This window comes from Rhodococcus sp. B50, assembly GCF_013602415.1.
GTDB lineage: Bacteria > Actinomycetota > Actinomycetes > Mycobacteriales > Mycobacteriaceae > Rhodococcus.
The window spans coordinates 1,188,607-1,215,130 of record NZ_WPAG02000002.1 but is presented as its reverse complement, the minus strand read 5'-3'; the positions used below and the strand labels follow the sequence as shown (position 1 = coordinate 1,215,130).

The window sequence follows — 26,524 nt, the reverse complement described above, 5'->3', positions numbered from 1 at the left end:
CACTTCGTCGATCCTCGTTGTGGATTCCTACAACAGCATCCGGTCAGGGATCTGCGCTGTTCAGCGGGCTGCGAAGTCGAGGATCTGGAAGGCCAGCCGGGCGGAGAGCAGCACGTCCAGGCTCGTCGGGTCCAGGCCGGTGAGTTCCTTGATCTTGCCCATCCGGTACCGGACGGTGTTCTCGTGGACCTCCAACGCGAGCGCGGCACCCTGCACGCGTCCCTCCGCAGCGACGAACGCCCGCCACGTCTCGAGCAGCACACCGTCGTCGGCACCGCGCACGGCGTGGACGTACTCGTGGGCGAAGCGCACCGCGTCCTTGACTCGTCCGGAACTGACGACGACGCGGAAGAGCCCGAGTTCGGTGACGTCGAGAACGCCGTCCGACCAGTCGAACGATCGCGCGATGTCGGCGACCTCTTTCATCTCGCGGGCCGCCTGCGGGAAACCGGTGACCTCGCGGCACACGCCGGAGATGACCGTGGCGCCGGTGGCGAGCTCGGGTTGTAGCGACTCCCGTACCCGCCCGACCCGGTCGCGGAGGGTCTGCATCTCCTCCGCCGACCCGCCGTCGGGGAGCGGGACGAGCACGATCACGTGGCCGGGCAGTTTCACCGCGGCGGGTTCGTCGATGCCGAAGACCTCCCGGAACCGGCGGGTGACGAGCCGTTGCGCCGCGGAAGCTGTGGTGCGCGGGTCAGCGGACAGCTCGAAACGCACCAGCACGTGCGGGTGGGTGAGGTCGATGCCGAACTGCGGGCCCCGGCGCAGCAGATGTTCCTTGTCGCGGGTGTTGCGCAGCAGGTCGGACAGATAGTCGTCTCGCGCTTGACCCTGGGTTTCGATCTGGCGTCGTTCGGACAGGATCTGCAATGACAGCACCGTCGCGCCGTGCTCGGCCAGATGGCTGTCCACCGTCTCGAGGGAACGCCCGACCTCGACGATGCCGAGATAGCCGTTCGGTCGCCCCTCGATGATCAGGCGGCACATCAGGTGCCGGCGTCCGAGTCCCACCGACAGAGTCGGTGGGACGACCGCGGAGGGACGTTCCGGGCTGAGACCCGCCAGCTCCGCTTCGACCGACGGCATCCTCCGCACCTGCTGGGAGATCACCGGTGGACGGTCGAGACCGAGCGTTGCGGGAGATGCCCAGGCCAGGACCCGGAAGTCCTCGTCGTAGAGCACGACAGGCTTCGCGGACAGGTTCGACAGCAGCGTCACCACGCTGTGGATGTCGGCGCCCTCGAGGACGGCGTTGGTGAGTTTGCGGTGCACATCCGCGAGATACGCGAGGGTGTTGCGGCTGCGGGCGATCTCCGACGCCTGGCTGCGCAGCCGGACATTGAGCATCGCCTGACTGATGAACAGCGCGCTGAGCTGCGCGAACATCTCCGCGATCTCGATGTCCTCCTGTGTGTACCGGTGGTCGCGGTCCTTGTCGTCGACGAAGAGCAGACCGATGACCTCGTCGTCGAACACCAAGGGGACGCCCAGCATCGCCCGCACCCGCCAGTGCTCCATGGTGCGGCGGTGCGGGCGCGGATCGTTGGCGACGTCGTCGATGAGGACCGGCCGCGCGGTCTCGATGACTTCCCGGCTGAACCGGTCGCCGGCGATACCGGATTCCTGGCGTTTGACGGCCTCGGTGATGTCGCCCTGGTCGGCGCAGTGTCCGGCGGCGCCGCGGAACCGGCCGTCGGGCCGTTTGAGATAGAGCGACGACCGCGACACCCCGATGACGCTGCACAGCTTCACGCACACCGAGCGCAGGAGGTGTTCGAGGTCGGCGTCCCCGATGGCTTCCCCGGTGATCTCGGCGAAGGCGGTGATGACGTCGCGTTCCCGCGGTCGGGTGGAGGAGACGGGCGGCATCGTGCCGGCGGTGTCGGGCCGCGTGGAGCTCTCGGTGCCCGCGCTCGGCAGCAGAGTCATACCGTTCCTTCTCCTGGCGGGGTGTGGCGGTGGTTACTTTGCAACGTTGAGTTGTGGAATATCACAATGTACCCGATGTCGTCACGTCGCCATCACGTCGGGCAGGCCGTGGTCGAGCACGTGCCCCATCCGGTCCCGCTTTGCCCGCAGATAACGCACGTTGTGGGCGGTCGCGACGGTGGGCAGTGCGACGCGACCGACAATGTCGATCGAATAGCCCTCGAGCCCACCGAGTTTCGCGGGATTGTTGGTGATCAATCGCATCCGGCGCACCCCCAGATCGGCGAGGATCCGGGCGCCGACGCCATAGCTCCGCGAGTCGTCGGGCAGCCCGAGAGCCCGATTGGCGTCGACGGTGTCGAGGCCCTGTTCCTGCAACGAGTAGGCGCGGATCTTGTGAGCGAGACCGATTCCGCGGCCCTCGTGGCCGCGGAGGTACACGAGCACCCCACAGCCTTCGCGGGCGATCTCGGCGAGGGCGCGTTCGAGCTGGGCGCCGCAATCGCAGCGCAGCGAACCGAGGATGTCGCCGGTGAGGCATTCGCTGTGCACGCGGACCAGCACCCCGTCGTGGCTGCGTCCGGCCGCGGCGACATCGCCCATCACCAGCGCGAGGTGCTCGGTGCCGTCGAGCACCGACCGGAACGCCACCGCCCGGAACTGCCCGAACTCGGTGGGCATCGTCGACTCGGCGACCAGTTCGACGAACGGTTCGGTCGCGGTGCGGTAGCGCACCAGATCCGCGATGCGCAGCATCGGCAGATCGTGGATGCGCGCGAACTCGGCAAGGTCGTCACCCCGTCGCATCGAGCCGTCCTCGGCGACGATTTCGCCGATCACCCCGACATCGCCGGCGCCGGCGAGGCGCAGCAGGTCGACGGTCGCCTCGGTGTGCCCGGCCCGGGCGAGGACCCCGCCGTCGCGGGCACGTAGCGGGAAGATGTGGCCGGGTCGGCGCAGGTCCGGGGGTTCGGTGGTGTCGGCCGCGAGGGCGCGCACGGTCGTCGCGCGATCCTCGGCGCTGACCCCGGTGCCCGTGGAGACGTGGTCGACGGTGACGGTGAACGCCGTGCCGTGGGCATCGGTGTTGCGTTCGACCATCGGAGGCAGATCGAGCACATCGGCGCGGTGGGCCGTCATGGGCGCGCACACGATGCCGGTGGTGTGACGGACGATGAACGCCATCTGCTCAGCGGTCATCGTGCCGGCCGCAGCGACCAGATCGCCTTCGTTCTCACGGTCGTCGTCGTCCACGACGACGACCATGCCGCCGGCGGCGAGGGTCTCGACCGCGAGTTCGACCTGCTGTGCGGGTGTTCGAGGCATGACGACTACTCCTGTCCTACGCTGTGCGTGCCGAAGGTGCGCCGGTGGTAGGTGAGCGGCGGGTGATCCGAACGGTCGGCATCTTCGACGTGCCCGAGGACCACCACGTGGTCGCCGCCGTCGACGAGGTCCGCCACAGTGCAGGCCACCCAGCCGGGTGCGCCGACGATCCGGGGTGCGCCGCCGGTCAGCGCCCAGTCGACGCCGGCGAACTTGTCGGTGCCCTTCCGGGCGAAGATCAGCGCCAGATCGTCCTGGCCGTGACCGAGGATGTTGATGCCGAACCGGCCCTGGTCACGGACCACCGTCAACAGGTCCGAGCCGCGATCGAGTGCGACGAGCACCATCGGAGGAGTCATCGACAACGAGGCGAAGGCGCTGACGGTGGTGCCGTGCGGGCGGTCGCCGTCGAGTGCGGTCACCACCGTGACCGGGGTGCACACACCGGCCATGACATCACGGAACGCAGTGGTGAAATCCTGGGTGGCAGGGGAATTCATGTCGTCCTCCGACGGGGTGGAGCGGGCGGTGCCCGAGGGCTCGGGCACCGCCCGGATCGGGGTCAGGCGTTGGCCGGAACCGGTGCCTTCATCTTGTGCAGCTCGGGAACGACCTTCTCGCCGTAGAGCTTCAGGGCCTTCTCCGCCTGATCGATGGGCAGGCCACCGAACGCGAAGGCCGCGTTGGCGAAGAAGTCGCCGATCTGCTCGTGCCGGGCCGCGTACTTCTCGACGATCTGCTCGGGTGTGCCGTAGACGTTGGCCTCGACGTACGCGTCGGCCGCGGCTTCCATGCCGGCCTCGCGGATCATGTCGGCGCCCGCCTGGTAGGTCTCGTAGCCCTTAGTGCTGCGCCAGTGCTCACCGGCGAAGTCGTAGTGCTTGATGACCGACAGGAAGTAGCGTGCAACGTGCTCGTAGGCGAGGCGGCGGGCTTCCTCGGCGTCCTCGTGGCAGATGACGAAATCCTGGATGACCGGCGGCAGCGGCTCGGTGCCCCAGCGCTCCCGGTACAGAGCGCGCCAGCGGTTGATCGTCTCGGCGTGCTTGGAGAACTCGAACTGCATGAAGGTCATCATGCGGACGCCGAGGTCGGCGATGACGGGGACCGAATCGGGGGACATCGCGGCACCGAACAGGCGGTCGCGGCCCCACTCGTAGGCCGGATTCGGGGCGGGCCGGATCTCCACGCGTGACTGCGGGTAGAACTCACCGTCCGGGTTGTCGACAATGCCGGTGCGCAGGCCCTCGATGGTGATCTTCGCGCCTTCGACGAACCGTCCGCGGGCCTCGTCCATCGGGATCCCGAAGGCGTCGTACTCCATCTTCGCCAGGCCACGACCCATGCCGTACAGGGCGCGGCCGCCGGACATCATGTCGAGCATCGTCATCTTCTCGACGACGCGCACCGGGTTGTTCCACGGCAGGATCACGGCGCCGGTGCCGAGCTTGACCGTCGAGGTGCGCGCGGCGAGGTACGACATGATCTGCATGTTGTCCGGGCACATCGAGTAGTCGTCGAAGTGGTGCTCGGCGGACCAGACGGCGTCGAAGCCGTACTTCTCTGCGTCGACACCCATGTCGAGTTCGCGGGTGAAGACCTCCTGGTCGCTGACGTTCTCGTGGTAGTTCTGGAAGACCAGCAGCATTCCGACGTCCATGGACGTATCTCCTTGTGTGAGTCGAGGAATGGGATGGGGTGGAGCGGGGTGTCGGTCAGGGGGCGAGGAAGACGGCCCGGGTGTGTTCGGTGTCGAGGAACTCCTTCACCGACCGGATCAGTCCGTCTCGGACTTCGAAGACGAAGTGGTAGAGGTTGTTGTAGACACGGCCGTTGTTCATCTCCGAATACGACTCGGTCTCCACCGCGACGCGGTCGCCCTCGGCAGTCCACGCGAGCGGGTTCAGCGCGATCGCTCCGGTCTTCGTGTTCGCGGACAGCCCCGAGAGCATCGCGCGGAATTCGTCCTTGGTCTTGGTGCCGGATATGCCTTCGATGGTGCCCGCGACCCACCAGGTCGCGTCGGGGGAGAGATAGCCGAGGATCGCCTCGACGTTGCCGGTGGAGAAGACCTCCATGAATTCGGCGACGAGTTTCTTGTTGGCCGCTTCGAGACTTCCGGCACTCGCGACGTTGTCCATCTGGGGCTCCTTGGAACGAGGAATCGGATGAATCCTGCAGCGGGGGAATGGGTATCTGTGCTGCTGGTGTCGAGAGTAATCGCGTTGCTGTGGTGTGGGTCACGCGAGTTCTCCGGTCGTTGTAGGTCGCTACAACGACCGGAGGCTCAACTACGCGAGCTGAACGAGCTCATCAACCCACCGTCGGTGGCCACAATGCTGCCTGTCATGTAGGGCGAATCCGCGACACCCACGATGACCTGCGCGATCTCCTCGGGTCGGCCGGTGCGGCCCATCGGAATCGCCGCGACGACCTTCTCGCGAGCGCGTCCGGTGAGCGCCGAGGTCATGTCGGTATCCACGAAACCCGGGATCACCAGGTTCACGCGGATCTCGCGCGGAGCCAGTTCGACGGCAAGCACCTGGGTCAGTCCGCTCAGTCCGGCCTTGGCCGCACCGTAGGCGACATCACCCGGGAAACCCCGGAAACCCACTACCGCACCGACATTGATCAGCGCAGCGCCGGCGTCGAGGCGGGGGACCACTGCGCGTGCGAGCTCGAACGCCCCCGTCAGATTCGTCGTGATCACCTCGTCCCAGTGCTGCCGGGACAGATCACCGATGCGGCCGCCGCGGTGCACGCCCGCGGCGTTGACTACGACGTCGAGCGAACCGAACCGGTCGAACACCTCGGCCACGCCGCTGCCGACCGACGCCGAATCGCCGATGTCGGTATGGATTTCGATCACCCGATCGGCATGGGTCCACTGCTCGGTGGCCGGTTTGCGAGCGAACACCGCGACGCGGTCCCCGCGGGCGGTGGCCGCCTCGACGACGGCGCGGCCGATGCCGCGGGAGCCACCGGTGACCAGCCAATTCTTCGAGTCGCTCATCGGTTCAGGAATCCCGTCAATTCGGCGAGGTAGCGGTCGCGCTCCTCGAGGAACGGCGCGTGCCCGCTGGACGGAAATTCCACGACCTCGGCTCGCGGATTGAGCGCAGGTACGGCTTCGGCCGCGGAGAACGGAACGAAGTTGTCGGCCCGGCCGTGCAGCAGCAGGATGGGCACCTCGAGGGCGGCGATCTCCTTGCGCAGATCGACCGTGGCCAGATCCCGCAGCGAGTCGTCCCCGCGGGGGCCCATGGCCATGAACATGTCCCAGATCGAATCGAGCACTGCCTCACCCGGATTCTCGGCGCACACCGCCGCAGCGACCCCGCGGAAGGTCTCGGCGCGATTGGCGGCAGCCGACGCGAGGACGCCTTCGACGTCGGCGACGCTGCCGCCGTGCGGCCAGTCGTCGGTGGCGGTGTAGCGCGGGGAGGCGCCCCCGGTCAGGACCAGGGCCGATGCCCGGTCGCCGAGTTGTGCGACCGCGGCGGTGGCCACCGCGCCGCCGAGCGACCAGCCGTTGATCACCGGGCGATCGAGACCGAGATGGTCGACCAGGCGCACGATGTCCGACGCCAGCGCCTCGATGGAGACGTCGTCGAAGTCCTTGTCCGAACGGCCACAGCAGCGCAGGTCGACGGTTACGACCTCGTTGCCGTTGGCGCGCAGTGCCGGCAGGGTCGTGTCCCACGCACGGGTGGTCGCACCCCAGCCGTGGATCAGGACGACCGGCCGTCCGTCACCGCGGTGGTGTTCGAAGTAGATGCTGCGATCGTTCTCGACGGGTAGAAATCCCATGGTGTCCTCCTGTGCGAGTGGGGAAGTGGGGTAGGGATGGATTTCGGGTACCGATGTCGCTGTGTGCGGGTCGGTTTCACGCAGAGCGCGCGGCACGACGGGTTCGCGCTCACGGAAATGCGGGATGACGTGTTCGGCGAACAGTTCCAGCGAGCGCATGACCTTGTCGTGGTCGAGTCCGCCGAAGCGCATCCAGCAGATCAGGTGTTGCAGACCGGTCTCGTCGTGCAGGGCCTCGATCTGGCGGATCAGCCCGTCGGGCTCACCGACATAGACGACGCCGCCCTCGCGCAGGCCGTCGACGGTCATACCTCCGGCCTCGTCGGCGGCGGTGACGAGCTGCGCGTAGCGCTCATAAGTGGCCGGTACGTCCGGTCCCTGCGGTACCGCTGTGAGTGCCGCGTCGAAATACCAGGTCAGCGCCTCGCGCGCGTTCTCGACCGCGGCATCCTCGGTGTCGGCGAGGTGGATCTGCCAGTTCATGGGGAAGTCGAGGTCGAGGATGTCGCGGCCCAGATCGCGCAGGCGCCGCTTGGCGTCGACGACGAAGGTGTTGAGTTCCGGCATCGTCATGAGGGTGGGGGTGACGAGCATGTTGTAACCCTGGTCGGCCGCCAGATCCAGGGTTTCGGGACTGATGGACGCGATGTAGATCGGCGGAGTGGGTTGCTGGACGGGCGCCGGCCGGCAGTCGACATCGACGAGGTCGAAGTGCTTGCCGTGATAGGAGAACGGTGCCCCGACCGGCTTACTCCACAGGCCCCGCACGATCTCCAGGGCCTCGACGAACCGCTCGCGGCTCTCGCTCTGCAGATGTCCCACGCCCATGTTGTGGAACTCCTGCGGCTGGTAGCCGCGACCGACCCCGAAGTCGAGGCGGCCGCCGGACAGCACGTCGACCATCGCGTAGTCCTCGGCGATGCGCACCGGCCAGTCGAAGGTCAGGTTGCTCACGGCGATGCCGATGCGCATCCGCTCGGTGCGAGCGGCGATGGCCGCCGCAGCGACTTGCGGCGACGGCATCGAGCCGTAGTCGGTTCCGTGATGCTCGGCCAGCCACACCTCGTCGAAGCCGAGCTGCTCGGCGTAGGCGATCTGGTCGAGCATCTCGCGGTAGGCCCGCGCGAAGTCGTGGTCGGGACATTCGAGGACGTAGAAGATCCCGAACTTCACGGTGTTCCTCCTCGTGACGACGGATGCCCCCGGAGCGGTGGGCCGGTGGACCCGACGCTAGAGCGGGGGTGGCCTCACCCGGGCGAACCTGCGGTCGAGCCGTTGTGGGTATCCACAAACAACCGGTCGCCGACGGTGCTGCGCAGGCGTTTCTTGTCGAGTTTGCCGACACTGGTGCGGGGCAGGGCGTCGACCACAACGATGCGCTCGGGCACCCACCAGCGCGGCACGATCGCGGTGAGCGCGTCGGCCACGACGTCCGGATCGAGCGTGATTCCCTCGACGGGGCACACGAACGCCAGGGGACGTTCCTGCCAGCGTTCGTGCGGCACCGCGATCACCGCGGCCTCGGCCACACCCGCGACGGTGGTCAGTGCCTGTTCGAGCGCGAGCGAGCTGATCCACTCGCCGCCGCTCTTGATCAGGTCCTTCGCCCGATCGACGATGGTCAGATAGCCTTCGGGGTCGATCGTGGCGATGTCGCCTGTGCGCAGCCAGCCGTCGACGAACGCTTCCGGGTGTTCGTCGCGGAAGTACCGTTCGGCCACCCACGGTCCCCGCATGAGCAGTTCCCCGCGGTCGATGCCGTTGTGGGGAACTACAGCGCCGTCGTCGTCGACGAGCTTCCACCGCAGTCCGGGGAGCAGGCGCCCCTGCCGACGGATGTAGGAATATCGCAGTTGCGGGTCGTCGTCGGCGGCTCGCGGCGGCCGGGCGAAGGTACCCATCGGCGAGAGCTCGGTCATGCCCCAGCCCTGATAGGCGCGCACACCGAGGTCTTCCTCGATGCTGCGCACGAGCTCCGGGGTCGGGGTCGACCCACCGAGGACGAGTGCGCGCAGGCTCGTCAGGTCGATGTCCGAGGACACCGCGTGTCGCACGAGGTCGACGGCGACTGTCGGCACCATCCCGGTGTAGGTGACCTGTTCGTCGGTGAGGATCGTGGCGATGTCGGGCACCATCGGATGCTCGCCGGGAAGTACCTGGTTCGCGCCGGTCATCAGGGCCGCGAAGGGAATACCCCAAGCGTTGGCGTGGAACATCGGCACCACGTGGCAGACGGTGTCGCGTTCGCTGATCGCGTGGCCGTCGGCGAGACAGGCCGTGAAAGTGTGCAGGTACAGGCCCCGATGCGAATACCCGACGCCCTTCGGTGATCCTGTGGTGCCCGAGGTGTAACACAGTGCGGCGAGGTCGTTCTCGTCCCGTGGCACCGGCTCGGAGAGCGGGTCGGCGGCTGCGACGAGCGCGTCCAGGTTCGGCAGGTCGCTGCCGTCTCCGTCGGTGGTGAACACCGGCATGTCTGGACGTTGCGCGCGGGTCGCGTCGAGCAGGGGGAGCAGGGAGGAGTCGACGAAGACGACGCGGTCGTCGGCGTGCTCGACGATGTAGGCGATCTCGCCGGGTTCGAGCCGCAGATTGACGGTGTGGAGAACGGCGCCGGCCAACGGAACCGCCATGTAGAGCTCGAGATGGCGGTAGTGGTTCCACGCGAGGGTGGCGACCCGGTCGCCGGGACGCACGCCGAGGTCCACGAGCGCCGCGGCGAGTCGCAGCACCCGATCGGCGTAGTCGCCGTAGGTGTATTCGAAGACCTTCCCGCCGTCCTGATATTGGGTGATGGTCTTGGTGGAGAACAGATCTCGTGCCCGATAAAGGAAGTCGGTGATGACGAGGGGAGTGGTGGAGCCGGTTGCCGGCGCCGAGGTCATGCGGTTACCTCCTGTCGGGCGGCGGCGACCGCCGCGCGTACTTGTGGGATCACCTTGGAGGTGAGCAGTTCGATGCGTGCCGATCCGCTGTCGACGGATTCGCCCGGCAGTTGCGCCCAGAAGTGCACGTCCTTGATCTGCGGGCGTGCCACGAGCATCGCGGTCAGTTCGGAGACCGCGGTGTCGGCGTCCCACAGCGTGAACGAGCCGGCATCGAGCAGGTCCTGGGGAGTGGCGAAGGCCGGGACGGCGTCCGACGGCCCGAACGCGCCCATCTCGATGTACCCATTGATCTGGTACAGCGCGTGTTCGCCGATGCGTGCCCATTCGCGTTCGGGATCGTCGGCGATCACCGCCCACTGGCCGGCGTAGATCCGGCCGTCCTCGCGTGAACGGCCGACGCGTTCGAGGGCGTCGAGATACATCTCGTGGTGGGCGTTCTGGGTACTGAGGTACCCGTCGGCGATCCGCGCGGCCCGTTCGATCGCCGGTTCGGCCATCGCTCCGACGAGCAGTTGCGGGGTGGCTTCGGGTCGTGGGGTGACGGGCAGGGCCGGGAAGTCGTAGCGCTTGCCGTGGAATTCGTCGCACTGACCCGACCACGCGTGACGGATGAGTTCGACGCCCTCCTCGAGCAGACTCGGGCGGTTGCGCAAAGTCTGTCCGAAGGCGGCGAATTCCGGCTTCCAGTAGCCCTGCCCGACCCCCAGATCGAAGCGGCCCGCGGTGAGCAACGAGAGGGTCGCGGCGTCCTCCGCGAGCCGGACGGGATTGTGCAGCGGCGAGACGATGAGATTCGTGCCGATGCGCAGCGAACGGGTGCGTGCTCCGATCGCTGCGGCGAGCACGAATGGCGACGGGGTGTATCCGTCCGCCATGAAGTGGTGTTCGGTCAACCAGACCGATTCGATGCCCCGGGCCTCGGCCCACGTGATCTGTTCGAGGGTCTGGGCATATAAGTCGGTGAACGTCCGCGGCCACCGTTCCGGGTTGCGGAAGTCGTACCACAGGCCGAACGTGCAGTTCTCATCGTTCACGGCGCATCTCCTCGAGCTTCGTCGGCGGGCTTCGGGTATGTCGTGGATCACACGATGCCTCCCCGATGCTCGGCGGTGAAGCGATCCGTGCCGCGGCCTTTGTGGGCGGATCCAAAGGATCAGAAGTTGCCCTTGGCCGCCCATCCACCGTCGACGGGGTAGATCTCGCCGGTGAGGAAACTGCCCTCACGCATGAGATAAGCGACCATCGATGCGATCTCCGCGGGCTCGCCGAGACGTCGCACGATATGGGCATTCGCGTTGGCCTGCCGCATCTCGTCGGTGATGTCGGCGAGGATCGGGGTGTCGATCGTGCCGGGGCAGATCGCATTGATGAGGATGTTCTTCTCGCCGTACTCGAAGGCCGCCTGCTTGGTCAGAGACACCACCCCGCCCTTCGCGGCGGAATAGGACGCCAGATTGGGCAGGCCGCGCAGCGCCGCCATGGACGCGATGTTCACGATCCGTCCGCCGCCGCGCTCGATCATGCCGGGGATCACGGCCTGCATGCCGAGCCAGACGCCCTTGAGGTCGGTGCCGACGACGTGGTCCCACGCCTCTTCGGTGAGCCCGACGACGCTGTCCTCGCTGAGCATGTTGACCACGCCCGCGACGTTGGCCAGCAGGTCGACGCGGCCATGGCGCTCGACGACCTCCCGGACGACCTCCGTCCAGTTGTCCTTGATCCGCACATCGAGGTGGTGGGCTTCGGCCTTGCCGCCGAGTTCCAGGATCGTGTCGACCGTGCGCGTCGAGTCCTGGATGTCCGCGGTGACGACGGTGGCGCCTTCCGAGGCGAGCCGCTTGGCGGTGGCCTCGCCGATGCCCTGCGCGGCACCGGTGACGATTGCGATCTTTCCGTTCAACGACATCGTTCTCTCGTTTCTGTCCGTGGAGCCGGGGAGGAACAGGACCGAGTCCTGTGCTGCCAGACGCTACGAACGTGGGGAGCCCGATGGTGAGAGAACTGTGACGACGATTGGAGAGCGGAACAACGAGAGTGCGCCTGTCCGACGGGTCGAGGTCGGTGTTGTGTGCGATTTCCACCTGAAACCGCCTCGTGGATGTCGCACACAACGCCGGTCTCGGTCAACCCTGGACGAGTCGGGTGCGGGTCGCGGTGTGGTTCTCCCAGTACTGCTCACGGATGTGTCGTTTGTACATCTTGCCGTTCGGGTCGCGCGGCAGCTCGCGGACGAAGTCGACGCTGGTCGGGCACTTGTAGGTGGCGAGTTCGCGGCGGCAGTAGGCGAGCAACTCGTCGGCGAGTGCGTCGGTGGCGGTGTCGGGATCGACGAGCTGGACGACCGCCTTCACCGCCTCGCCCATATCCTCGTCGGGGACGCCGATGACGGCGACGTCGAGGATCGCGCGATGCCCGATGAGCACGTTCTCGGCCTCCTGCGGGTAGATGTTCACGCCGCCCGAGATGATCATCAGCGCCTGTCGGTCGGTGAGGTAGAGATAGCCGTCGTCGTCCAGATATCCCACGTCGCCGAGCGTGCGCCAGCCGTTCGGGTGGGTGACACCGGCGGTCTTCTCCGGATCGTTGTGGTATTCGAAGGGGCGACCGCCGGCGAAGTATACGACCCCGATCTCGCCGGGCGGTAGTTCTTCGCCGTCCTCGCCGACGATGTGGCACTCCTGCATGGGGCGGCCGACGGAGCCGGGATGCGCGAGCCATTCCGTGGCCGAGATCTGGCTCGCGCCGACATCCTCGGTGCCCGAATAGTATTCGTGGACGATCGGGCCCAGCCACTCGATCATCCTGTGTTTCACCGAGACCGGGCACGGTGCCGCGCCGTGCGTGACCTCCTGCAGCGACGACAGGTCGTAGCGCGCCCGCTCGTCGTCGGAGAGTTTGAGCATGCGCACGAACATGGTCGGCACGAACTGTGCGTAGGTCACGCGATGACGTTCGATCAGTGCGAGGCAGTGGAGCGGATCGAACCGTTCCATCACGACGACGGTCGCGCCGAGGCGCTGCGCCGACATGCAGAACACCAGGGGAGAGCCGTGATACAGCGGGGCGGGGGACAGGTAGACGCTTCCCGGTCCGATGCCCCGAGTCGCGACGCCCTGCGCGATCAGGACCGGGGGTGCGGTGGGGTCGCCGAACGGTGCGGCCGGCAGGGGTTTGCGGACTCCCTTCGGGCGCCCGGTGGTTCCCGAGGAGTACAGCATCTCTCGGCCCTCGACGGACTCGTCGAGCGGTAGCGGTTCGTGGCCGGCGAGGATTGCGGCGTAGTCGTCGAAGCCGGGTAGGGCACCGTCGGTGCACACCTGGATGCCGACGGTCGACAGATCCAGTCCGTCGACGACCTCGGCCATCGATGCGGCGGTGATCAGTGCCGCCGCGCCGGAATCGTCGAGGATGTACTGGACTTCCGATGGGCGTAGGTGCCGGTTGATCGCGGTGTAGTACAGGCCCGAGCGCTGGGCCGCCCAGGCGACTTCGAGGAACGCGCGGGAGTTCTCCATGAGGATCGCGACGTGATCGCCGACGTTCAGACCGTGCACCCGCAGGTAGGTCGCGAGTCGTGCGGATCGGTCGTCGAGCTCTCGATAGGTGACCTTCTCGCCCCGTCCCATGACGATCGCCGGTGCGTCGGGCGTGCGCCGAGCGTGGGCGGCCGGGGTGAGCTCGAGCCGGCGCGGGTCGGTGGCCGATGCCGTCATGGGAACCTCCAGAAATTCACTCTGCATGACAAGAAGATGATTCTCTTGTGTGAGAGTATCGTTTCTATCCGGTCGTGGCCAGGCTTCGACCGCAACCGTTGTTCCATCCGAAGTCCCGCTGCCACAGGCACTGCCGGTGAAGGAGTCCCGATGCTGCACCATCTACGTCGTCGAACCCGACGCGCGGTTTCGGCGGTCGCCGCGGCCGCATCGGTGGCCCTGGTGCTCACCGCCTGCGGAGGCGGGGGCGCGGGGGCCACGGCAGACGCGGAGGTCGGTGACCCGGTCCAGGGCGGGACGGTGCGCATCGTCCAGGGCGGGGAGCCGCGCTCGCTCGATCCTGCGACCCTCGTCAACGCATGGGTGTCGAACAGCCTCATCGGCAACGCCCTGTACGGAACGCTGCTGGTCAACGATCCCGAGTCCGCCGAGCTGAGCCCCGTGCTCGCGGAGTCGTTCGACACCGTGGACGGTGGGGCCACCTTCGAACTGAAACTGCGCGAGGGCATCACCTTCACGGACGGCACCGTCTACGACGCCGACGCCGTCCGGTACAACTGGGACCGGATGCGCGATCCGGCCACCGGATCGCCGTCGTTGATCCAGGCATCGCAGATCGAAGCCCTCGAAGTCACCGACCCCTTCACACTGCGCGTCACGCTCGAAGCGCCCAACCCGCACTACGGTCAGGCTGTGGTGTGGAGCGGCCTGAACTGGATCGCCTCTCCGGCCGCACTCGCCGGTGGCCGGCAAACGTTCGACGAGCAGCCCGTCGGCGCCGGACCGTTCACGATGACCCAATGGCGCCGTCAGGACCGGATCATCCTCGAACGCAACAGCGGATACGAACCGGCGCCCTATCTCGACGGCATCGAACTGATCCACAACGGCGACACGAACCAGCGGGTCAACGCGGTGATCGCGGGGGAGGCCGGGGTCGCCGTCGAAGGCAGCTGGGCCTCACTCGGCCGCGCCGAAGACGCCGGACTCCGCACCCTCGTCCAGCCGACCGGTGGCGGCCAGTTCCTCGCGCTGAACACCCGGCGAGCTCCCTTCGACGACGCGCGAGCACGACGCGCACTCGCGCTCGCCATCGATATCGACGCGCTGAACGACGTCGTCTTCTCGGGGCGCGCGGAACTCCCGCGCACCCTCTTCGACGAGTCCTCGCCGTTCTACGCCGATATCGAGGTCCCGACGCACGACCCGCAGGCAGCACAGGAGCTGTTCGACGAACTCGCTGCGGAGGGCAAGCCCGTGTCGTTCACCTTCCTGGCGTACACCTCCGTCGAGAACAAGGCCGTCGCAGAAGCCGTGCAGGCGCAGCTGAGCGCATTCGACGGCGTCGACGTCCGGGTCGAGGTCCTGGAATTCGCCTCCGCGCTTCCGCGGCTGAACGCCGACGACTTCGATGTGGCGATCACCTCCGCCACGATCCTCGATCCCGACACCGCCCTGTGGTCGAACTTCCACGGCGACTCGACCGGCAACTTCACCGGCCTCGACGACCCGGACCTGAACGCCGCCATCGATGAAGGACGACGAGCCGCGGACCTCGACGCGCGCAGCGCCGCCTACGAGACCGCACAACAGCGCATCGTCGAACTGAACCCTGCCGTCTGGTACATCCGCACCGCGCCGGCCGCCGTCCTCGGTGCCGGTGTTCACGGCGTGCAGATGTACGGGATGGGATCGATCCGCCCGGAACTGTTGTGGACGACGGGCTAGCGACCGTCCGGTGTTCGAGGGTCAGCGGGTTCGATGCCGTTTCTTGCGCTTCTTCTTCTTGTTCTTCGTGCGCCGGCGAGCAGGCGGCGGCTGCGGTCGGTCCGTCGACGCGGCGGCCTCCAGCGAACGCTGCATCTCGCGGCGGAGGCTGTCCATCAGTTCGGGGGAGCGCAGCAGGAAGGTCGCCTCCTGCAGCGCCGCGTAGCGGGCCTTGGAGATCAGGACGCCCGTGCCACGTTTGCCGACGATCTCGACGGCGACAGTGTCGTCGTTGACCTCTCGGACCAGCTCACCGAGCCGCTTGCGTGCGGCCTTCACGGACACGGACGTTGATGGCACTCGCGGCGACTCCGATCTGTTCCCCCGACGCGGGCATCCTTTCATCATCGATGCAGGAATCGGGGGTGGACACGGCGGACACTCCGGGCGAGATCACAGGAGTGCGCGCACGGAGCGTGGTAGTGCGCTCGCGGAACCGGTGATCGGTGACGGGATCGGATCGTCGGCAACGGTACGCAGGGGCACCACTCCCACCCACACGGAGTGATCCTCACCGTCCCCGGCATCCTCACCCGGACCGGCCGCCCGGACCTTCACGCTCACCTCGGTGAGCGGCACCTGCAGGACGGTGGTTGCAGCCAATTCCTTCGAGGTCGGCGACCGGACCTCGTCCCAGCGTCCCGGTATCAGATGCTCGGTCACCATCCTCAATGCCCGTTCCTTCTCGTCCGCGGCGACCGGGGTGGCCACTCCGAACAGCACGGCACTGCGGTAGTTCATGCTGTGGTCGAAGGCCGACCGGGCGAACACGAGTCCGTCGAGGTGCGTCACCGCGACGGACACCTCGATTCCGGCACGAGCGGCGAGGAACATCCCGGCGCCCGTGGAGCCGTGCAACAGCACCCGGTCTCCGTCGCGGCCCATCGCCATCGGCAGCACCACGGGCGATCCGTCGCGCACGAATCCCACGTGCGCGATGCGGGCCTCGTCGAGGAGGCGGTGCAGCACCGCGGGATCGTCGGTGCCGCGTTCGGGTTTGCGGGTCAGGCGCGTGCGGTCGCTCATGGCACCGATCGAAGCAGGGGCGCCGCAGCCGGGCAACCGGATTCCGAATCGAGTAGTGCGCTACTCGCGACCGTCGACGATCGCCACCTCAGACTTCGTGTACAGGCACGTAAGTGCGCGACAGTCGATCGGCCGACGGAGATGACGAGATGGACAAGATCGGTGACCATGCAATCGTTCTGGGCGCGAGCGTCGGTGGTCTGCTCGCGGCCCGCGCACTGGCCGAGTCCTACGACGCGGTGACGGTCGTCGAACGCGACGTTCTCCCGACCGGTGCGGAGAATCGACACGGGGTACCGCAGGGGCGGCACGGACACGGGCTTCTCGCCCGCGGCGCCCGGACCATGGACGAGTTGTTCCCGGGGATCCTCGACGAACTGATCGCCGACGGTGCACCGGTGATCGCCGACGGCAACCTGTCGGAGATGCACTTCGTCCTGGGTGGGCACCGGCTGGCGCCGTCGGGTTACTTCCGCGACCGCCGAGCCACCTACGTGCCGAGCAGGCCGCTGCTCGAACATCAGGTCCGGCGACGCGTGCGCGCGATCCCGAACATCACTCTCCTCGACGGACACAACGTCGGCGACCTGACGACGACACCCGACCGCCGCCGGGTCACCGGAGTGCAGGTGGGCAGCCGCGAGGGTGTTCGGACCCTGACGGCGGATCTGGTGGTCGACGCGATGGGACGTGGAGCCCGCACTCCGGCGGGTCTGGAGAAACTCGGCTACGGGCGACCGGTCGAGGAGCACGTCGTCGTCCACGTCGTGTACCGCAGCCAGCTGCTGCGACTCGCGCCCGGCACACCGATGGAGAAGATGGTGTTGATCGGTGCCGTGCCGGGACGCCCGGCGGGCATGGCGCTGTTCGGCTACGAGAACGACACATGGCTGTTCACGGTCGCCGCGATGGCCGGTCGTGAACCGCCACCGAGCCTGGACGGCATGATCTCCGCCGTGGAGGCGTACGCACCCGACCACGTGGTGGCCGCGCTCCGTACCGCCGAAGCCCTCGGCGAGGTGGCACAGCACAAGTTCCCGTCCAGCCAGTGGCGGCACTACGAGCGAATGCGCCGCTTCCCGGACGGACTGCTGGTCTTCGGCGACGCGATCTGCAGCTTCAACCCGATCTACGGTCAGGGCATGACGGTCGCCGCCGTCGAAGCGATGTCGCTGCGGGACTGCCTACGGCGCGGCGAGGACGAGCTGTCCCGAAGGTTCTTCCGGGCCGCGAAGAAACCGATCGGCGCTGCGTGGCAGCTCGCGATCGGCTCCGACCTGGCGCTGCCGGAGGTCGAAGGCCCCCGCAGCGTGCAGATCCGGCTCGGCAACGCGTACGTGGCGCGGGTCCTGGCGGCCGCCGAGAACGATCCCGTGGTCGTCGACCGATTCCTCAGGGTCAGCAGCCTGATGGATCCGCCGAGCTATCTGTTCCATCCTGCGCTCATGGGACGGGTGTGCGCGGGCCACCTTCGACGGCACCGGAAAACCGACGGCGCGCCGGCGGCGATCCCCAACGAGAGGCGGAAGAGTTTCCTCGCCACCCGCGGATGAACTCTCCTCCGCTCATTGCGCCGGGGTCCTTCGACCGGTAGAAGTGCCGGATGCCCAGCACGCTCATCGAGATTCGCACCCGCCACGACCGCGACGTCGAGACCGGCATCATCGACGCCGACCACGTCACGGTCATCGTCCGGAACATCCCGACCGAGAGTGGGCAATCCGCGGCGGGCAGGCCGCGTGCGATGTCGACCTGGGTTTCACCGTCGACGTACGAGGACGGCACCTGCGCCGGGCATCGGTCGACCTAGAGGCCCGGAGCGCCGGCACGCTCCAGACGGCCGAAGTCCTCGACCACCTCCCACAGGGGGTCGTCGAATCCGATGTCGAAGGTGCAGTCGGACGCTCGCGGGTCGGGCACGAACGCCCATAGCAGCGCACCCGCGGTACCGGCGGCACGTTGACCTTCGATCTTCGCGGTGATGTGCTCGGCGCGGTCGACGACCGATCCGCAGGATCCGGCGAGTTCGCCGATCTCCGCCACGAGCAACGGTTTCCCGACGGCCGCGGCCTGCACGACGCGACGGGCGAGACCGTTCCACTGATCACCGGGCAACGGAACGCCGTCGGCACCGTAGTCGTGGTACTGCACGGCATCGACATACGGTGAAGCACTGACGAACTGATATTCGTCACCCTGGGTTCCGCACTGGCCGCCCCCGGTGTAACCGGCTGTGATCAGGGTGCGGGGGTCGATGGCGCGCAGTTCGGCTCCGGCGGTGTCGAAGAAGTCGCGTAGCACCTGGGCGGCGCCGGGCTCGCACGACCGGGTCCACCAGTAGCACGCGGCGTCGGTGCAGGTGCTCGTCTCCGGTTCGCCGACGAGCTCCCACGCCGCGAGGGAGGGGGAGTTCCGGTAGCGGGCGACGGCGGTGTGCATCCAGTCCCGGTAACTCATCACCGCCCGCTCGTGACCCGGGGTGAATTCGGTCCACCCGTCGACGTACCACTGCCGGCCCTTGAAGACCTCGTCCTCGCACGCACCGTCCTGAGGTGCCAGGACCGGCAGCAGCATCTGGTCGTGCGCTTCGGCCGCCGCGAAGACCGCATCCATCGGTCCGAAATCGAGTTGCCCGGTGAACCGGTTGACGGCCAGTGCCTGGAACAGGTTGAACCGCGTGAGTGAATTCGGGGGCAGCGCACCGAAGTAGGCGTCGAGGTCGACCATCGCTCCGCATCCCCAGTTCACCGACCAGTCGGTGGCGAGCTGATAGGCGTTGAACCCGGTGGGCCACCAGGCGCGACCGTCGAGTGCGAAACCGTCCGGCGACGCGGTCACCCGCGCGCCGGGCGCCGGCGCCGCTGCCGCGGTGCTCGTGCCCAGCAGCAGTCCGACCACGGTCGCGGCGCCGACGATGAGTCTGGATACCCGAAGCCTCGTCATCTTCCGGATAGTAGGGCCGCGGCACAAGTCGGAGTCTCGATCGAGGCGGAACACGCCGCAGTGACGGTTGTCACAATCAGGCGAACTCGAGGGCCCCCTCCACAGGTCGTGTGACCCGCCGGGTCCGCGGGGATCCCAACGCGCTCTCCAGATCCGACCCGTCGTGCTCGGCGAGCAATTCGCCACCCGACCACACCAGCAGCGTGGTGGCGACGGTGTGCTCGGCCACCGAATGCGACAGGTCGTAGTGCGCACAACCCGGCACGCCGGCATAGGTGATCCACAGGTCGAAACCGGTCATGAACAGATCGAGGTCGAACTGCACGGACAAGCCGAGCAATTCGCTGCGTCCGGTGTCGTCGACACCGGCAAAGGCCTCGTCCAGGGCGAGCAGACGCGGTGCGTGCGGGTCGGCCGAATCGAGCATGACGTGCGCCGCCGCGAACAACGGCAGGTGCAACGAGACGGACTGCTCGCCACCGGACAGCGCCGAGTGCCGGGCCGGGGTGAGCCGGTCCTCGCTGCCGTCCGCACCGACGAGACTGAACGAGAACACCCGCCACCGGCGGTAATCCAGCGTCGCGGCGAGGATCTCCGGATACGACCGTTCCGGATGCGCGGCCCTTTCCGCACGGATACGCGACGCGAAATGCGCGCGGATCCCCGCAAGGTCCTCCGGCGCGAGCATCGACGCGTCCCGGTCGAGGAGCTTGCACACCGCGCGGGCCGGCTCGTCGAGATGGTCGGCGAGCACCCAGTGCACCCCGATGGTGTTGCCCGAGGACATGTGCCGTTGCCGCATCTCGGTGCCCATCCGGGCGATGAGGTCGCGGGCGTCGACGGTGCGCTCGTGGATCTGTTGCGCCAGCCCCGTGAGCAGGGCGTCCTCGAGGATGCGCCGTTCGGAGTCGGTGAGCAGAGTCTCCTGTTCCTGCCGCGCCCGGGCGATGCGTTGTGCGAACGCCGCGACGGACGTGTAGCCCTGTTCGTCCTGCACCTGCACGACGGTGATGCCGTCGGCGGCGTCCCAGTGCAGCCGGTAGTCGCGGCCGCGGGCGAGTTCGGCGTCGAACTCCTGCAGCGCGGAGGTCAGCGCCGAGGCGGTGGACTTGCGGGTCGACTCGGAGGTCGTGACCGACTCGGTCGCGGCATCGAGTGCCCGGAACAACGCGAGGACCTCGGCGGGCAGTACCTCGATCGGATCGTCGGGGGACTGCCGGATCCGGTAGGCCAGTTGATCGGCGTCGAGCCACGCGGCCGCGCTGGACGGCCACACGTGCTCGCTTTCCACCCCCAGTAGGGTCAGCAGGTCGCGGCGGGCGAAGGGCGCGAGAGCTTCGGCGTCGGCCCGGGCCTCGATGAGCGCCGACCGCAACGCGTTCTCCGCGCCCGTGTGCGCGGCGTCGGCTTTGCCGGTCCGCTCGAGCGCCGCTTCGTGGGCCTTGCGCGCGGTCCGCTCGGCGGCCTTCGCCGTCTCGATCCGGCGCCGGGCTTCGTCGAGCTGGGCGTCGATGCGGTCGGCGCTCGCTCCGATGGATTCGCGCAGCGTCGCGAGTTTCTGGTGCTCGTTGGCCAATGTCTCGGCGTTCTCCGCGGCGAGTTCGGCCGCGCTCTCGGCCGAGGTCCGTGCTTCGTCGAGCCGAACATCGGTGTCGCGGAGTCGATCACCACAGGCGACCTGCTCGCGCAGAACGCGCTGCAGGGCCTGCCCCTGGGAACGGAAGTGCCGCACGGCCGCGTCGAGACTGTCGAGTTCCGTCGCGGTGAGCGGCGCCCGGTGCCGGCCGGCAGCCGACCTCAGGTGTTGTTCCTTGGTGGCGACCGCGGCGATCGCCTGATCCAGGTCTCGGTCGGCTGCGGCCGCGGATTCGGAGGCGGTCCGCAGCGCCCCAGCGCATTCGGTGACCTTCCGCAGTGCCGCGAGTACGGATCCCGTGCGCGGCAACGACTTCACGGCCTCGTCGAGAGCGGTCAGTCGGTGCCCGATCTCGCGATCCTGATCCCGCAGCGACTCCACGTCGGCGCGGCATTCGGAGATGGTGGTCTCGAGTTCGACGATGCGACGCCGCCGACGGCGGGCGCGGGCGGTGGCCCCGATGAACTCGGCCTGCTCCTTGACATGGCGGCCGAGTTGCACTCCTTGCCGGAACCCGCCGTGGGCATCGACCGACACCCTCGTGTCCGGACCCGGCTCGGTGGTCCACGCGATCGACGACAGCACCGCAGCTACGCGTTCCTCGGGGACCGCCGTATCGACTTCGGGCACGAGCACGTCCGCCAGTGTGGGACCGTTCGGCCGGTGCTCGGGCGCCAGCGGCACCAGCAGTTGCTCCGACTCGATGTTCGGCAGGTCGCCGGTGCCGTCGGTGATCCACCCGTCGAGCAGGTTCGCGCCCTGCAATGCTGCTTCGATACCGGCGGCGTCCCGCGTCGAGATATCGTCGCGGAACCGGACGAGCTGCCACAACGGCGCCCCGGCCAGCTCGTCGCGGTTGCCGTTGCGGGCGGGGAAGAGCGGGGGAGCATCGTCGCGTTCGGCCGCGACGGCGGTGCGTTCGGCCTCGAGTTCGGTGATTCGGGTGCCGAGCGACTCGATCTCCGATGCGCACACGCGACGTCGGAACCGCAGGTCGTCGAGCACGGGCGCGGTGTGCTCGGCGAACACCGCCGACGGGGACGGCGCGTCGTCCTGCCCGACCGTGCCGAATGCGGCGTCGAGCACCTCGAAGACCGGGGTGGACAGGCCTACGGCCGCGAATATCTCGGCACGATCGGACCACCAGCGGCCCAGCTCGGCGGCGACCTCACTGCGGGACAGCTCGACCGTGGTCTCGGCAGCCTCCACCGCGGCCAGCGCGGTGTCGCGTTGCGCGCGGCTGCGCACCGCGGCTGCCTCGGCGCGTGCCCGCGCGGCGGCGGCACCGTCGAGCTGCGACAGTGCGCTGCGCACGGCGCGTACGTCGGCGTCGCGTTCCTCGGCGAGCGCGTCGATCGCGGCGACCAGCTGTTCGGTCCGCTCCATGCCGTCGAGGCCGGTCCATGTGATGTCGGCGTCCTCGGCGGCCGCACGCAGCCCGTCCTCGCCGCGGCGGCGCGCGGCCGTCGCGGTCTCGAGCGCGTCGCGGGCACTGTCGTGGTCGCGGAGCCGGTCCGCCACGACCGCCTGGGCGCGGCTGGCTTGCTCGGCCTGCGCGGCGGTGGTCCGCTCCAGGTTCTTCACCGCCGACGCGAGGTCGTCGAGCTGCTGTTTACCCTCGTAGGCGCTGGAGCGGTGCAGTGCCTCGAGGGTGGTGCGTGCCTGTTCGTGGTCGCGTTCGGCCACCAGGAGCTGCTCCTCCGAGGCGGCTCGTGCGGCGGCGGCCTCGGTGCGGGTCTCGGCCGCCTCACGCAGCGACCGCACCGCGGTGTCGACCACCCCGAGACGGGTGGCGACCTTGTCCACGGCGGTGCGGGCGTGCTGACGGATGTACTTCGAGTACACCTTGACGAACTGTTGCGCCGCATCGTCGGCGGCCGCGAGGGATTCGAGTGTGCGCTCGACTTCCTCGATCGCGGAGAACGAGCGGGCGGCCTCGACGATGAGATCGTCGTCGAGAGGACGGAGTCCGTCGGTCAGGGCCTGAGACAAGCCCTTCGGGTCGAGGTTCTTGGCGAGCTGCGGGCGACGCAGGGTCAGGATCAGATTGATCAGCTGGTCGTAGCGTTGCGCGCCCAGTCCGAACATGCGCGCGTCGATCGCGGCCCGGTAATCGACGGGACGATCGGTGATCGCGTCGGCCCCGATCCGATCGACGAGTTGCTTGCGGGTCAGTGGGCGGTCCTCGTCGTCGAGCAGCGAGAAGTCCACACCCACACGGCCATCGACGACGAAATGCCAGCGTGTGACCTTGTCGTTGCCACGGGTGGCGCGCATACCGATGCCGACGGTGACGGCCTCGGGGTCGTCGGCGCGGCCACGGCAGAACTCCATCCACACATAGGAGTGGGCGCTGTCCTGCCCCCGGTACAGCAGGTTCGAGCGCATGGTGCGTTCCTCGCCGGCGAACGGGTTCAGGCGTCGTGGTTCGATGCGGCCGTCGAGGACGAACGGGAACAGCACCTCGAGGGCCTTGGTCTTGCCCGACCCGTTCGGTCCGCGCAGCACCAGCCGTCCGTCGGCGAACGAGAACTCCTGGTCGCGGTAGTCCCACAGGTTGATGATCCCGGCACGCGTGGGGCGGAATCGGGCGCTGCTCATGAGATCTCCGTCGGGGTCGTGTCGGGGTCGGGGACTGTTTCCGGTGTGGTCTCGGGGAAGAGGTCGATTTCCGGATCTCGTTCGCGCACACTGACCGTCACGCCGCGGAATCGGGCCAGCGCCGGCAGGGCGAGCACGCCGCCGGGTACCCGGGCCACCAGGCGCAGCCTGTCGAGCATGTCCACCGCGGCCTCGGTCAGTCCGGCGGGGTCGGCCTGCCACTGCGCGGCGAAGGTCCGGCCGTAGATGTCGACGAGATGCCCGACGGTGCCTGCCAACCACGAATCCTCGAGCAAAGGGTGTTCGAGCGGTGCGCGGATGTCGTTCTCGGCCTGCTCGTGCGGGATCGGAGTGTCGGACACCGCGAGCGGGGTGAACACCGTCGACGTCGGGATCGCGGTATCGACCGCCGCGACGAGGGCGTCGTGCGCCTCCGCGGGGACGGGCAATCGGGGTGGGGCCGGGGCGTCGGGATCGAGGATGCGGTCGCACATCTCCCCGGCCAGCAGCAGGGCGACCTGCGCGACCGTCCCGGTGTTCGGGAACCGGACGTCCGACAACCGTCCCGAAGTGTCCACCAGCGCAACGCCTTCGGCGCGACGCTCACAAACCGAGCCGGTCAGCAGCTCCACCTCGTCGGTGGTGCGGCGCAACGCCAACTGCAGCGCCTCGTCCTCGTCGAGATCATCGGCGTAGACCACGGGACGCTGCACCAATGCGCGTCTCACCCGCCGCCGAACCTCCGACGTATCCGATTGCGGGGCACCGGCATTGCCGAGCAGACCGCGTACCGATTCGAGATGCTGCAACGCCCGCGGCGGCCGGAACACGGCGTGCACGACCGCACGATCGACATCGTAGAGCGCTTCGCCGCGCTCGGGATCGTTCGCCCATCCACCGGCATCCCCGTCGGCGAGGGTGATCGCGCCGCGCACACCGAGCCAGGTCACGGCATCGACGAAGGCATCGCGATCGGCGGCACGTTCGGTGTCGAGCTCGACACCGTCCACCCGGCTCGCCTCGGAGGCGACGTGCTCGGCGAGTTCGGACAGAGTGATCTGCCCGGCACCACGACCGAGCGCCGCGATCGCCAATGCCAGATAGGCGTACCGGCGACGGTCGAACGGCCGACCCGTGTGCGTCGACGTGCCTGCACCCGCGTCGAGGCGATCGGCGACGGTGAACAGCCGCGCGGTGGTCTCGGTGACCTCGAGCCGGTATCCGAAGGTGGCCAGCAGGTCGTCCCGCAACTCGGTGGCCCAGCGGCGCACCGTCGCCAGCGCCGTCCGGTCGGGGAAAGTCGCGGTGACGAGATGGTGGGTGAGCACCAGTCGGGCCGCACGTTGATACGAATCCAACTCGACCGACGGGATCGAACGCGCTCTCATCGCACCTCCACCGACAGACCGTCCAGATACAGGCGGCCTCGCGCGGTGTGCACCACCGTGGACTCGCCGCTCGGGCGGAGTGTGAGCTCGACCCCGTCCTGGGTGCCGGAAGCGGCATCGTCGCTGCGAACCCGGCCGCTCACGGGGACTCGCGCCGACAACGCCGCGTCGAGCAGGCTCAACAGCACCTCTGCTTCCGGTTCGCTCAGCTTCCGTTCGCGCACACCACCGGCGGCGAGCGAGCGAGCCGCCTCGGCCCGGCGACGCTGCTTGTCGAGCTGGGCCTCACGCAACCGCCGCACCCCGGCATCGTTGCGTTGGATCCGCCCCGGCGCCCCTGCCGCGGGCCGGCGACCGGTCTCGGCCAGGGTGCGAGAGATTTCCACCGGCGGCGCCTCCCACCACGACCGGGTGACCGGGATGACGTCGGCATCGGGATGGGCGACGGAGAAGTGCCGGGGCCGGCCCAGGTCGAACACCACATCGAACAGCGCATGCGCGGCGTCCTCGGACGGTGTCGCGGCGAACCAGCCGGCGAGATGCCGCAGTTGCGACTCGCGGCTGACACCTCCGCGCCGCTGCTCGGTGAGCCGGCGCAGCAGTCCCAGCACCGCCGCGATCGCGTTGATCGTCGCGCCCCGCAGGCGTTCGGATTCGCTCGGTTCGGCACCCACACCGACGAACCAGTGTTCGATGCCCCACCAGCGCTGCGCCCAGTCCGCTTCGCGTTCGTCGAACGACAGCAACACCCGCTCGTCGTGCCGGGCCGCCTCCGCGGTGAGCTTCTGCACGCCGGTGGCCTGCACCCGGTCCAGGGCCGCGGAGAGCTTCGGGGCGTAGCGGGCGAGGTCGGTGCTGAACTCGCGCATATGCGTGAGCAGCGCGTCCTTGTGCACGAGGAAGGTCTCCGGGGTGACCTCGGTGGTGCGCACGAGGTCGCCGAGGACGAGGTAGAAGCGTGCGGCCCGCTCGGCCATGTCCGACAGGGTCGCATCGAGCCGGCTCAACTTCCGGTAGACCAGTTCGCCGTCGCCGGCCGCGTTCGCGTCGGCGAGATCGTTCAGGTCGGCGAGCAGATCGGGAAGCGCGAGGCGCGACAGCGACACATCCTCACCGCGGGACGACAGTACGTCCTCGACGGCGCGGAAGACCCGGTAACCGGCCTGCCCGAACTGGTAGACGTAGTGCCGGTTGCGGTATTCGGCGAGCGTCGCAGCGCGGGTGCCGTCGTAGCTGCGTTCGAGTACGCCCCACGCGTGCAACTGCTCGAGCAACGCCGGGATCTCGGAGGAATCGGGGACGTCGTCGCCGGTCGCCCCGGGTAGCCGGGTCAGGACGTTCTCGACGTCCCCGGCGTGCAGCAGCACCGAATAGTTGCCGCGCGCGTGATCGAATGCGCGCAGAACCCACAGGTAGTGCACCCTTTTCTCGGCCGTGGCGAACGAGAACAACCGCAGGCGGTCGTCCCGCAGCAACGCGTCCTCGATCGCGGCG

The 26,524-nt window shown here is 68.2% G+C and carries 20 protein-coding genes; 3 read left to right on the top strand and 17 right to left on the bottom strand.

What is annotated here, in order from left to right:
• Positions 1-60 precede the first annotated feature (60 nt).
• From GON09_RS05965 to GON09_RS05915, 11 genes are all read right to left on the bottom strand, one after another.
• The gene (locus GON09_RS05965; RefSeq protein WP_244865403.1) at positions 61-1,932 is read right to left on the bottom strand and encodes a helix-turn-helix domain-containing protein; all 1,872 of its coding nucleotides are present in this window, start codon (positions 1,930-1,932) and stop codon (positions 61-63) included.
• An 81-nt stretch (positions 1,933-2,013) separates the two neighbouring features.
• Complete coding sequence (locus GON09_RS05960) at positions 2,014-3,258, bottom strand: bifunctional 3,4-dihydroxy-2-butanone-4-phosphate synthase/GTP cyclohydrolase II (protein ID WP_213931014.1); 1,245 nt, start codon at positions 3,256-3,258, stop codon at positions 2,014-2,016.
• A 5-nt stretch (positions 3,259-3,263) separates the two neighbouring features.
• Positions 3,264-3,758 (bottom strand): flavin reductase family protein, encoded by a 495-nt coding sequence (locus GON09_RS05955; protein ID WP_213934307.1) that lies wholly within the window; start codon positions 3,756-3,758, stop codon positions 3,264-3,266.
• 62 nt (positions 3,759-3,820) lie between these two features.
• Positions 3,821-4,918 (bottom strand): LLM class flavin-dependent oxidoreductase, encoded by a 1,098-nt coding sequence (locus tag GON09_RS05950; RefSeq protein ID WP_213931013.1) that lies wholly within the window; start codon positions 4,916-4,918, stop codon positions 3,821-3,823.
• Between the two features lie 55 nt (positions 4,919-4,973).
• Positions 4,974-5,399 carry a nuclear transport factor 2 family protein gene (locus GON09_RS05945; protein WP_213931012.1) on the bottom strand — a complete coding sequence of 142 codons (426 nt, stop codon included), beginning with the start codon at positions 5,397-5,399 and terminating at the stop codon, positions 4,974-4,976.
• Positions 5,400-5,545: 146 nt separating this feature from the next.
• A complete protein-coding gene (locus tag GON09_RS05940) occupies positions 5,546-6,271 on the bottom strand; it encodes an SDR family NAD(P)-dependent oxidoreductase (protein ID WP_213931011.1) in 726 nt (241 codons plus the stop codon).
• On the bottom strand, positions 6,268-8,241 hold the full coding sequence (locus tag GON09_RS28845; RefSeq protein ID WP_213931010.1) for an LLM class flavin-dependent oxidoreductase: 1,974 nt from the start codon (positions 8,239-8,241) through the stop codon (positions 6,268-6,270). The genes GON09_RS05940 and GON09_RS28845 overlap by 4 nt, the downstream gene beginning before the upstream one ends.
• Positions 8,242-8,315: 74 nt before the next feature.
• Complete coding sequence (locus tag GON09_RS05930) at positions 8,316-9,953, bottom strand: long-chain-fatty-acid--CoA ligase (RefSeq protein WP_213931009.1); 1,638 nt, start codon at positions 9,951-9,953, stop codon at positions 8,316-8,318.
• Positions 9,950-10,990, bottom strand: coding sequence for an LLM class flavin-dependent oxidoreductase (locus GON09_RS05925; RefSeq protein WP_307854325.1), 1,041 nt, complete (start codon positions 10,988-10,990; stop codon positions 9,950-9,952). Before GON09_RS05925 ends, GON09_RS05930 begins: the two co-directional genes overlap by 4 nt.
• A gap of 119 nt (positions 10,991-11,109) precedes the next feature.
• Entirely contained in the window at positions 11,110-11,862 is a 753-nt protein-coding gene (locus tag GON09_RS05920; RefSeq protein WP_213931007.1) for an SDR family NAD(P)-dependent oxidoreductase, read from the bottom strand.
• A 217-nt stretch (positions 11,863-12,079) separates the two neighbouring features.
• The gene (locus tag GON09_RS05915; RefSeq protein ID WP_213931006.1) at positions 12,080-13,669 is read right to left on the bottom strand and encodes an acyl-CoA synthetase; all 1,590 of its coding nucleotides are present in this window, start codon (positions 13,667-13,669) and stop codon (positions 12,080-12,082) included.
• A gap of 150 nt (positions 13,670-13,819) precedes the next feature.
• On the opposite strand from GON09_RS05915, the gene GON09_RS05910 reads away from it, so the two are divergent.
• Positions 13,820-15,397: an ABC transporter substrate-binding protein gene (locus tag GON09_RS05910; RefSeq protein ID WP_244865402.1), complete on the top strand. Its 1,578-nt coding sequence runs from the start codon at positions 13,820-13,822 to the stop codon at positions 15,395-15,397.
• A 21-nt stretch (positions 15,398-15,418) separates the two neighbouring features.
• Here GON09_RS05910 and GON09_RS05905 read toward each other — a convergent pair whose 3' ends face one another.
• On the bottom strand, positions 15,419-15,721 hold the full coding sequence (locus GON09_RS05905; protein WP_213931005.1) for a type II toxin-antitoxin system Phd/YefM family antitoxin: 303 nt from the start codon (positions 15,719-15,721) through the stop codon (positions 15,419-15,421).
• A 108-nt stretch (positions 15,722-15,829) separates the two neighbouring features.
• The gene (locus tag GON09_RS05900; RefSeq protein ID WP_213931004.1) at positions 15,830-16,462 is read right to left on the bottom strand and encodes a pyridoxamine 5'-phosphate oxidase family protein; all 633 of its coding nucleotides are present in this window, start codon (positions 16,460-16,462) and stop codon (positions 15,830-15,832) included.
• A 149-nt stretch (positions 16,463-16,611) separates the two neighbouring features.
• Between GON09_RS05900 and GON09_RS05895 the strand changes: the two genes are divergently transcribed.
• A complete protein-coding gene (locus GON09_RS05895; protein WP_213931003.1) occupies positions 16,612-18,015 on the top strand; it encodes an FAD-dependent oxidoreductase in 1,404 nt (467 codons plus the stop codon).
• Positions 18,016-18,065: 50 nt separating this feature from the next.
• On the top strand, positions 18,066-18,272 hold the full coding sequence (locus GON09_RS05890) for a hypothetical protein (RefSeq protein ID WP_213934630.1): 207 nt from the start codon (positions 18,066-18,068) through the stop codon (positions 18,270-18,272).
• Here the strand turns inward: GON09_RS05890 and GON09_RS05885 are convergent.
• From GON09_RS05885 to GON09_RS05870, 4 genes are all read right to left on the bottom strand, one after another.
• On the bottom strand, positions 18,269-19,405 hold the full coding sequence (locus tag GON09_RS05885) for a beta-mannosidase (RefSeq protein WP_213931002.1): 1,137 nt from the start codon (positions 19,403-19,405) through the stop codon (positions 18,269-18,271). The two genes, GON09_RS05890 and GON09_RS05885, sit on opposite strands and share 4 nt — an antisense overlap.
• A 76-nt stretch (positions 19,406-19,481) precedes the next feature.
• Positions 19,482-23,642 (bottom strand): TIGR02680 family protein, encoded by a 4,161-nt coding sequence (locus GON09_RS05880; protein ID WP_213931001.1) that lies wholly within the window; start codon positions 23,640-23,642, stop codon positions 19,482-19,484.
• The gene (locus GON09_RS05875; protein WP_213931000.1) at positions 23,639-25,030 is read right to left on the bottom strand and encodes a TIGR02678 family protein; all 1,392 of its coding nucleotides are present in this window, start codon (positions 25,028-25,030) and stop codon (positions 23,639-23,641) included. The genes GON09_RS05880 and GON09_RS05875 overlap by 4 nt, the downstream gene beginning before the upstream one ends.
• Positions 25,027-26,487, bottom strand: a complete 1,461-nt coding sequence (locus GON09_RS05870) for a TIGR02677 family protein (RefSeq protein ID WP_213934305.1) — start codon at positions 26,485-26,487, stop codon at positions 25,027-25,029. Before GON09_RS05870 ends, GON09_RS05875 begins: the two co-directional genes overlap by 4 nt.
• Between the last annotated feature and the right edge of the window lie 37 nt (positions 26,488-26,524).

Coding starts and splice junctions, on each gene's coding strand:
- GON09_RS05965 (WP_244865403.1), bottom strand. CDS start 1,932: ATGACTCTGCTGCCGAGCGCGGGCACCGAGAGCTCCACGCGGCCCGAC.
- GON09_RS05960 (WP_213931014.1), bottom strand. CDS start 3,258: ATGCCTCGAACACCCGCACAGCAGGTCGAACTCGCGGTCGAGACCCTC.
- GON09_RS05955 (WP_213934307.1), bottom strand. CDS start 3,758: ATGAATTCCCCTGCCACCCAGGATTTCACCACTGCGTTCCGTGATGTC.
- GON09_RS05950 (WP_213931013.1), bottom strand. CDS start 4,918: ATGGACGTCGGAATGCTGCTGGTCTTCCAGAACTACCACGAGAACGTC.
- GON09_RS05945 (WP_213931012.1), bottom strand. CDS start 5,399: ATGGACAACGTCGCGAGTGCCGGAAGTCTCGAAGCGGCCAACAAGAAA.
- GON09_RS05940 (WP_213931011.1), bottom strand. CDS start 6,271: ATGAGCGACTCGAAGAATTGGCTGGTCACCGGTGGCTCCCGCGGCATC.
- GON09_RS05930 (WP_213931009.1), bottom strand. CDS start 9,953: ATGACCTCGGCGCCGGCAACCGGCTCCACCACTCCCCTCGTCATCACC.
- GON09_RS05920 (WP_213931007.1), bottom strand. CDS start 11,862: ATGTCGTTGAACGGAAAGATCGCAATCGTCACCGGTGCCGCGCAGGGC.
- GON09_RS05915 (WP_213931006.1), bottom strand. CDS start 13,669: ATGACGGCATCGGCCACCGACCCGCGCCGGCTCGAGCTCACCCCGGCC.
- GON09_RS05910 (WP_244865402.1), top strand. CDS start 13,820: ATGCTGCACCATCTACGTCGTCGAACCCGACGCGCGGTTTCGGCGGTC.
- GON09_RS05900 (WP_213931004.1), bottom strand. CDS start 16,462: ATGAGCGACCGCACGCGCCTGACCCGCAAACCCGAACGCGGCACCGAC.
- GON09_RS05895 (WP_213931003.1), top strand. CDS start 16,612: ATGGACAAGATCGGTGACCATGCAATCGTTCTGGGCGCGAGCGTCGGT.
- GON09_RS05890 (WP_213934630.1), top strand. CDS start 18,066: ATGCCCAGCACGCTCATCGAGATTCGCACCCGCCACGACCGCGACGTC.
- GON09_RS05885 (WP_213931002.1), bottom strand. CDS start 19,405: ATGACGAGGCTTCGGGTATCCAGACTCATCGTCGGCGCCGCGACCGTG.
- GON09_RS05880 (WP_213931001.1), bottom strand. CDS start 23,642: ATGAGCAGCGCCCGATTCCGCCCCACGCGTGCCGGGATCATCAACCTG.
- GON09_RS05875 (WP_213931000.1), bottom strand. CDS start 25,030: ATGAGAGCGCGTTCGATCCCGTCGGTCGAGTTGGATTCGTATCAACGT.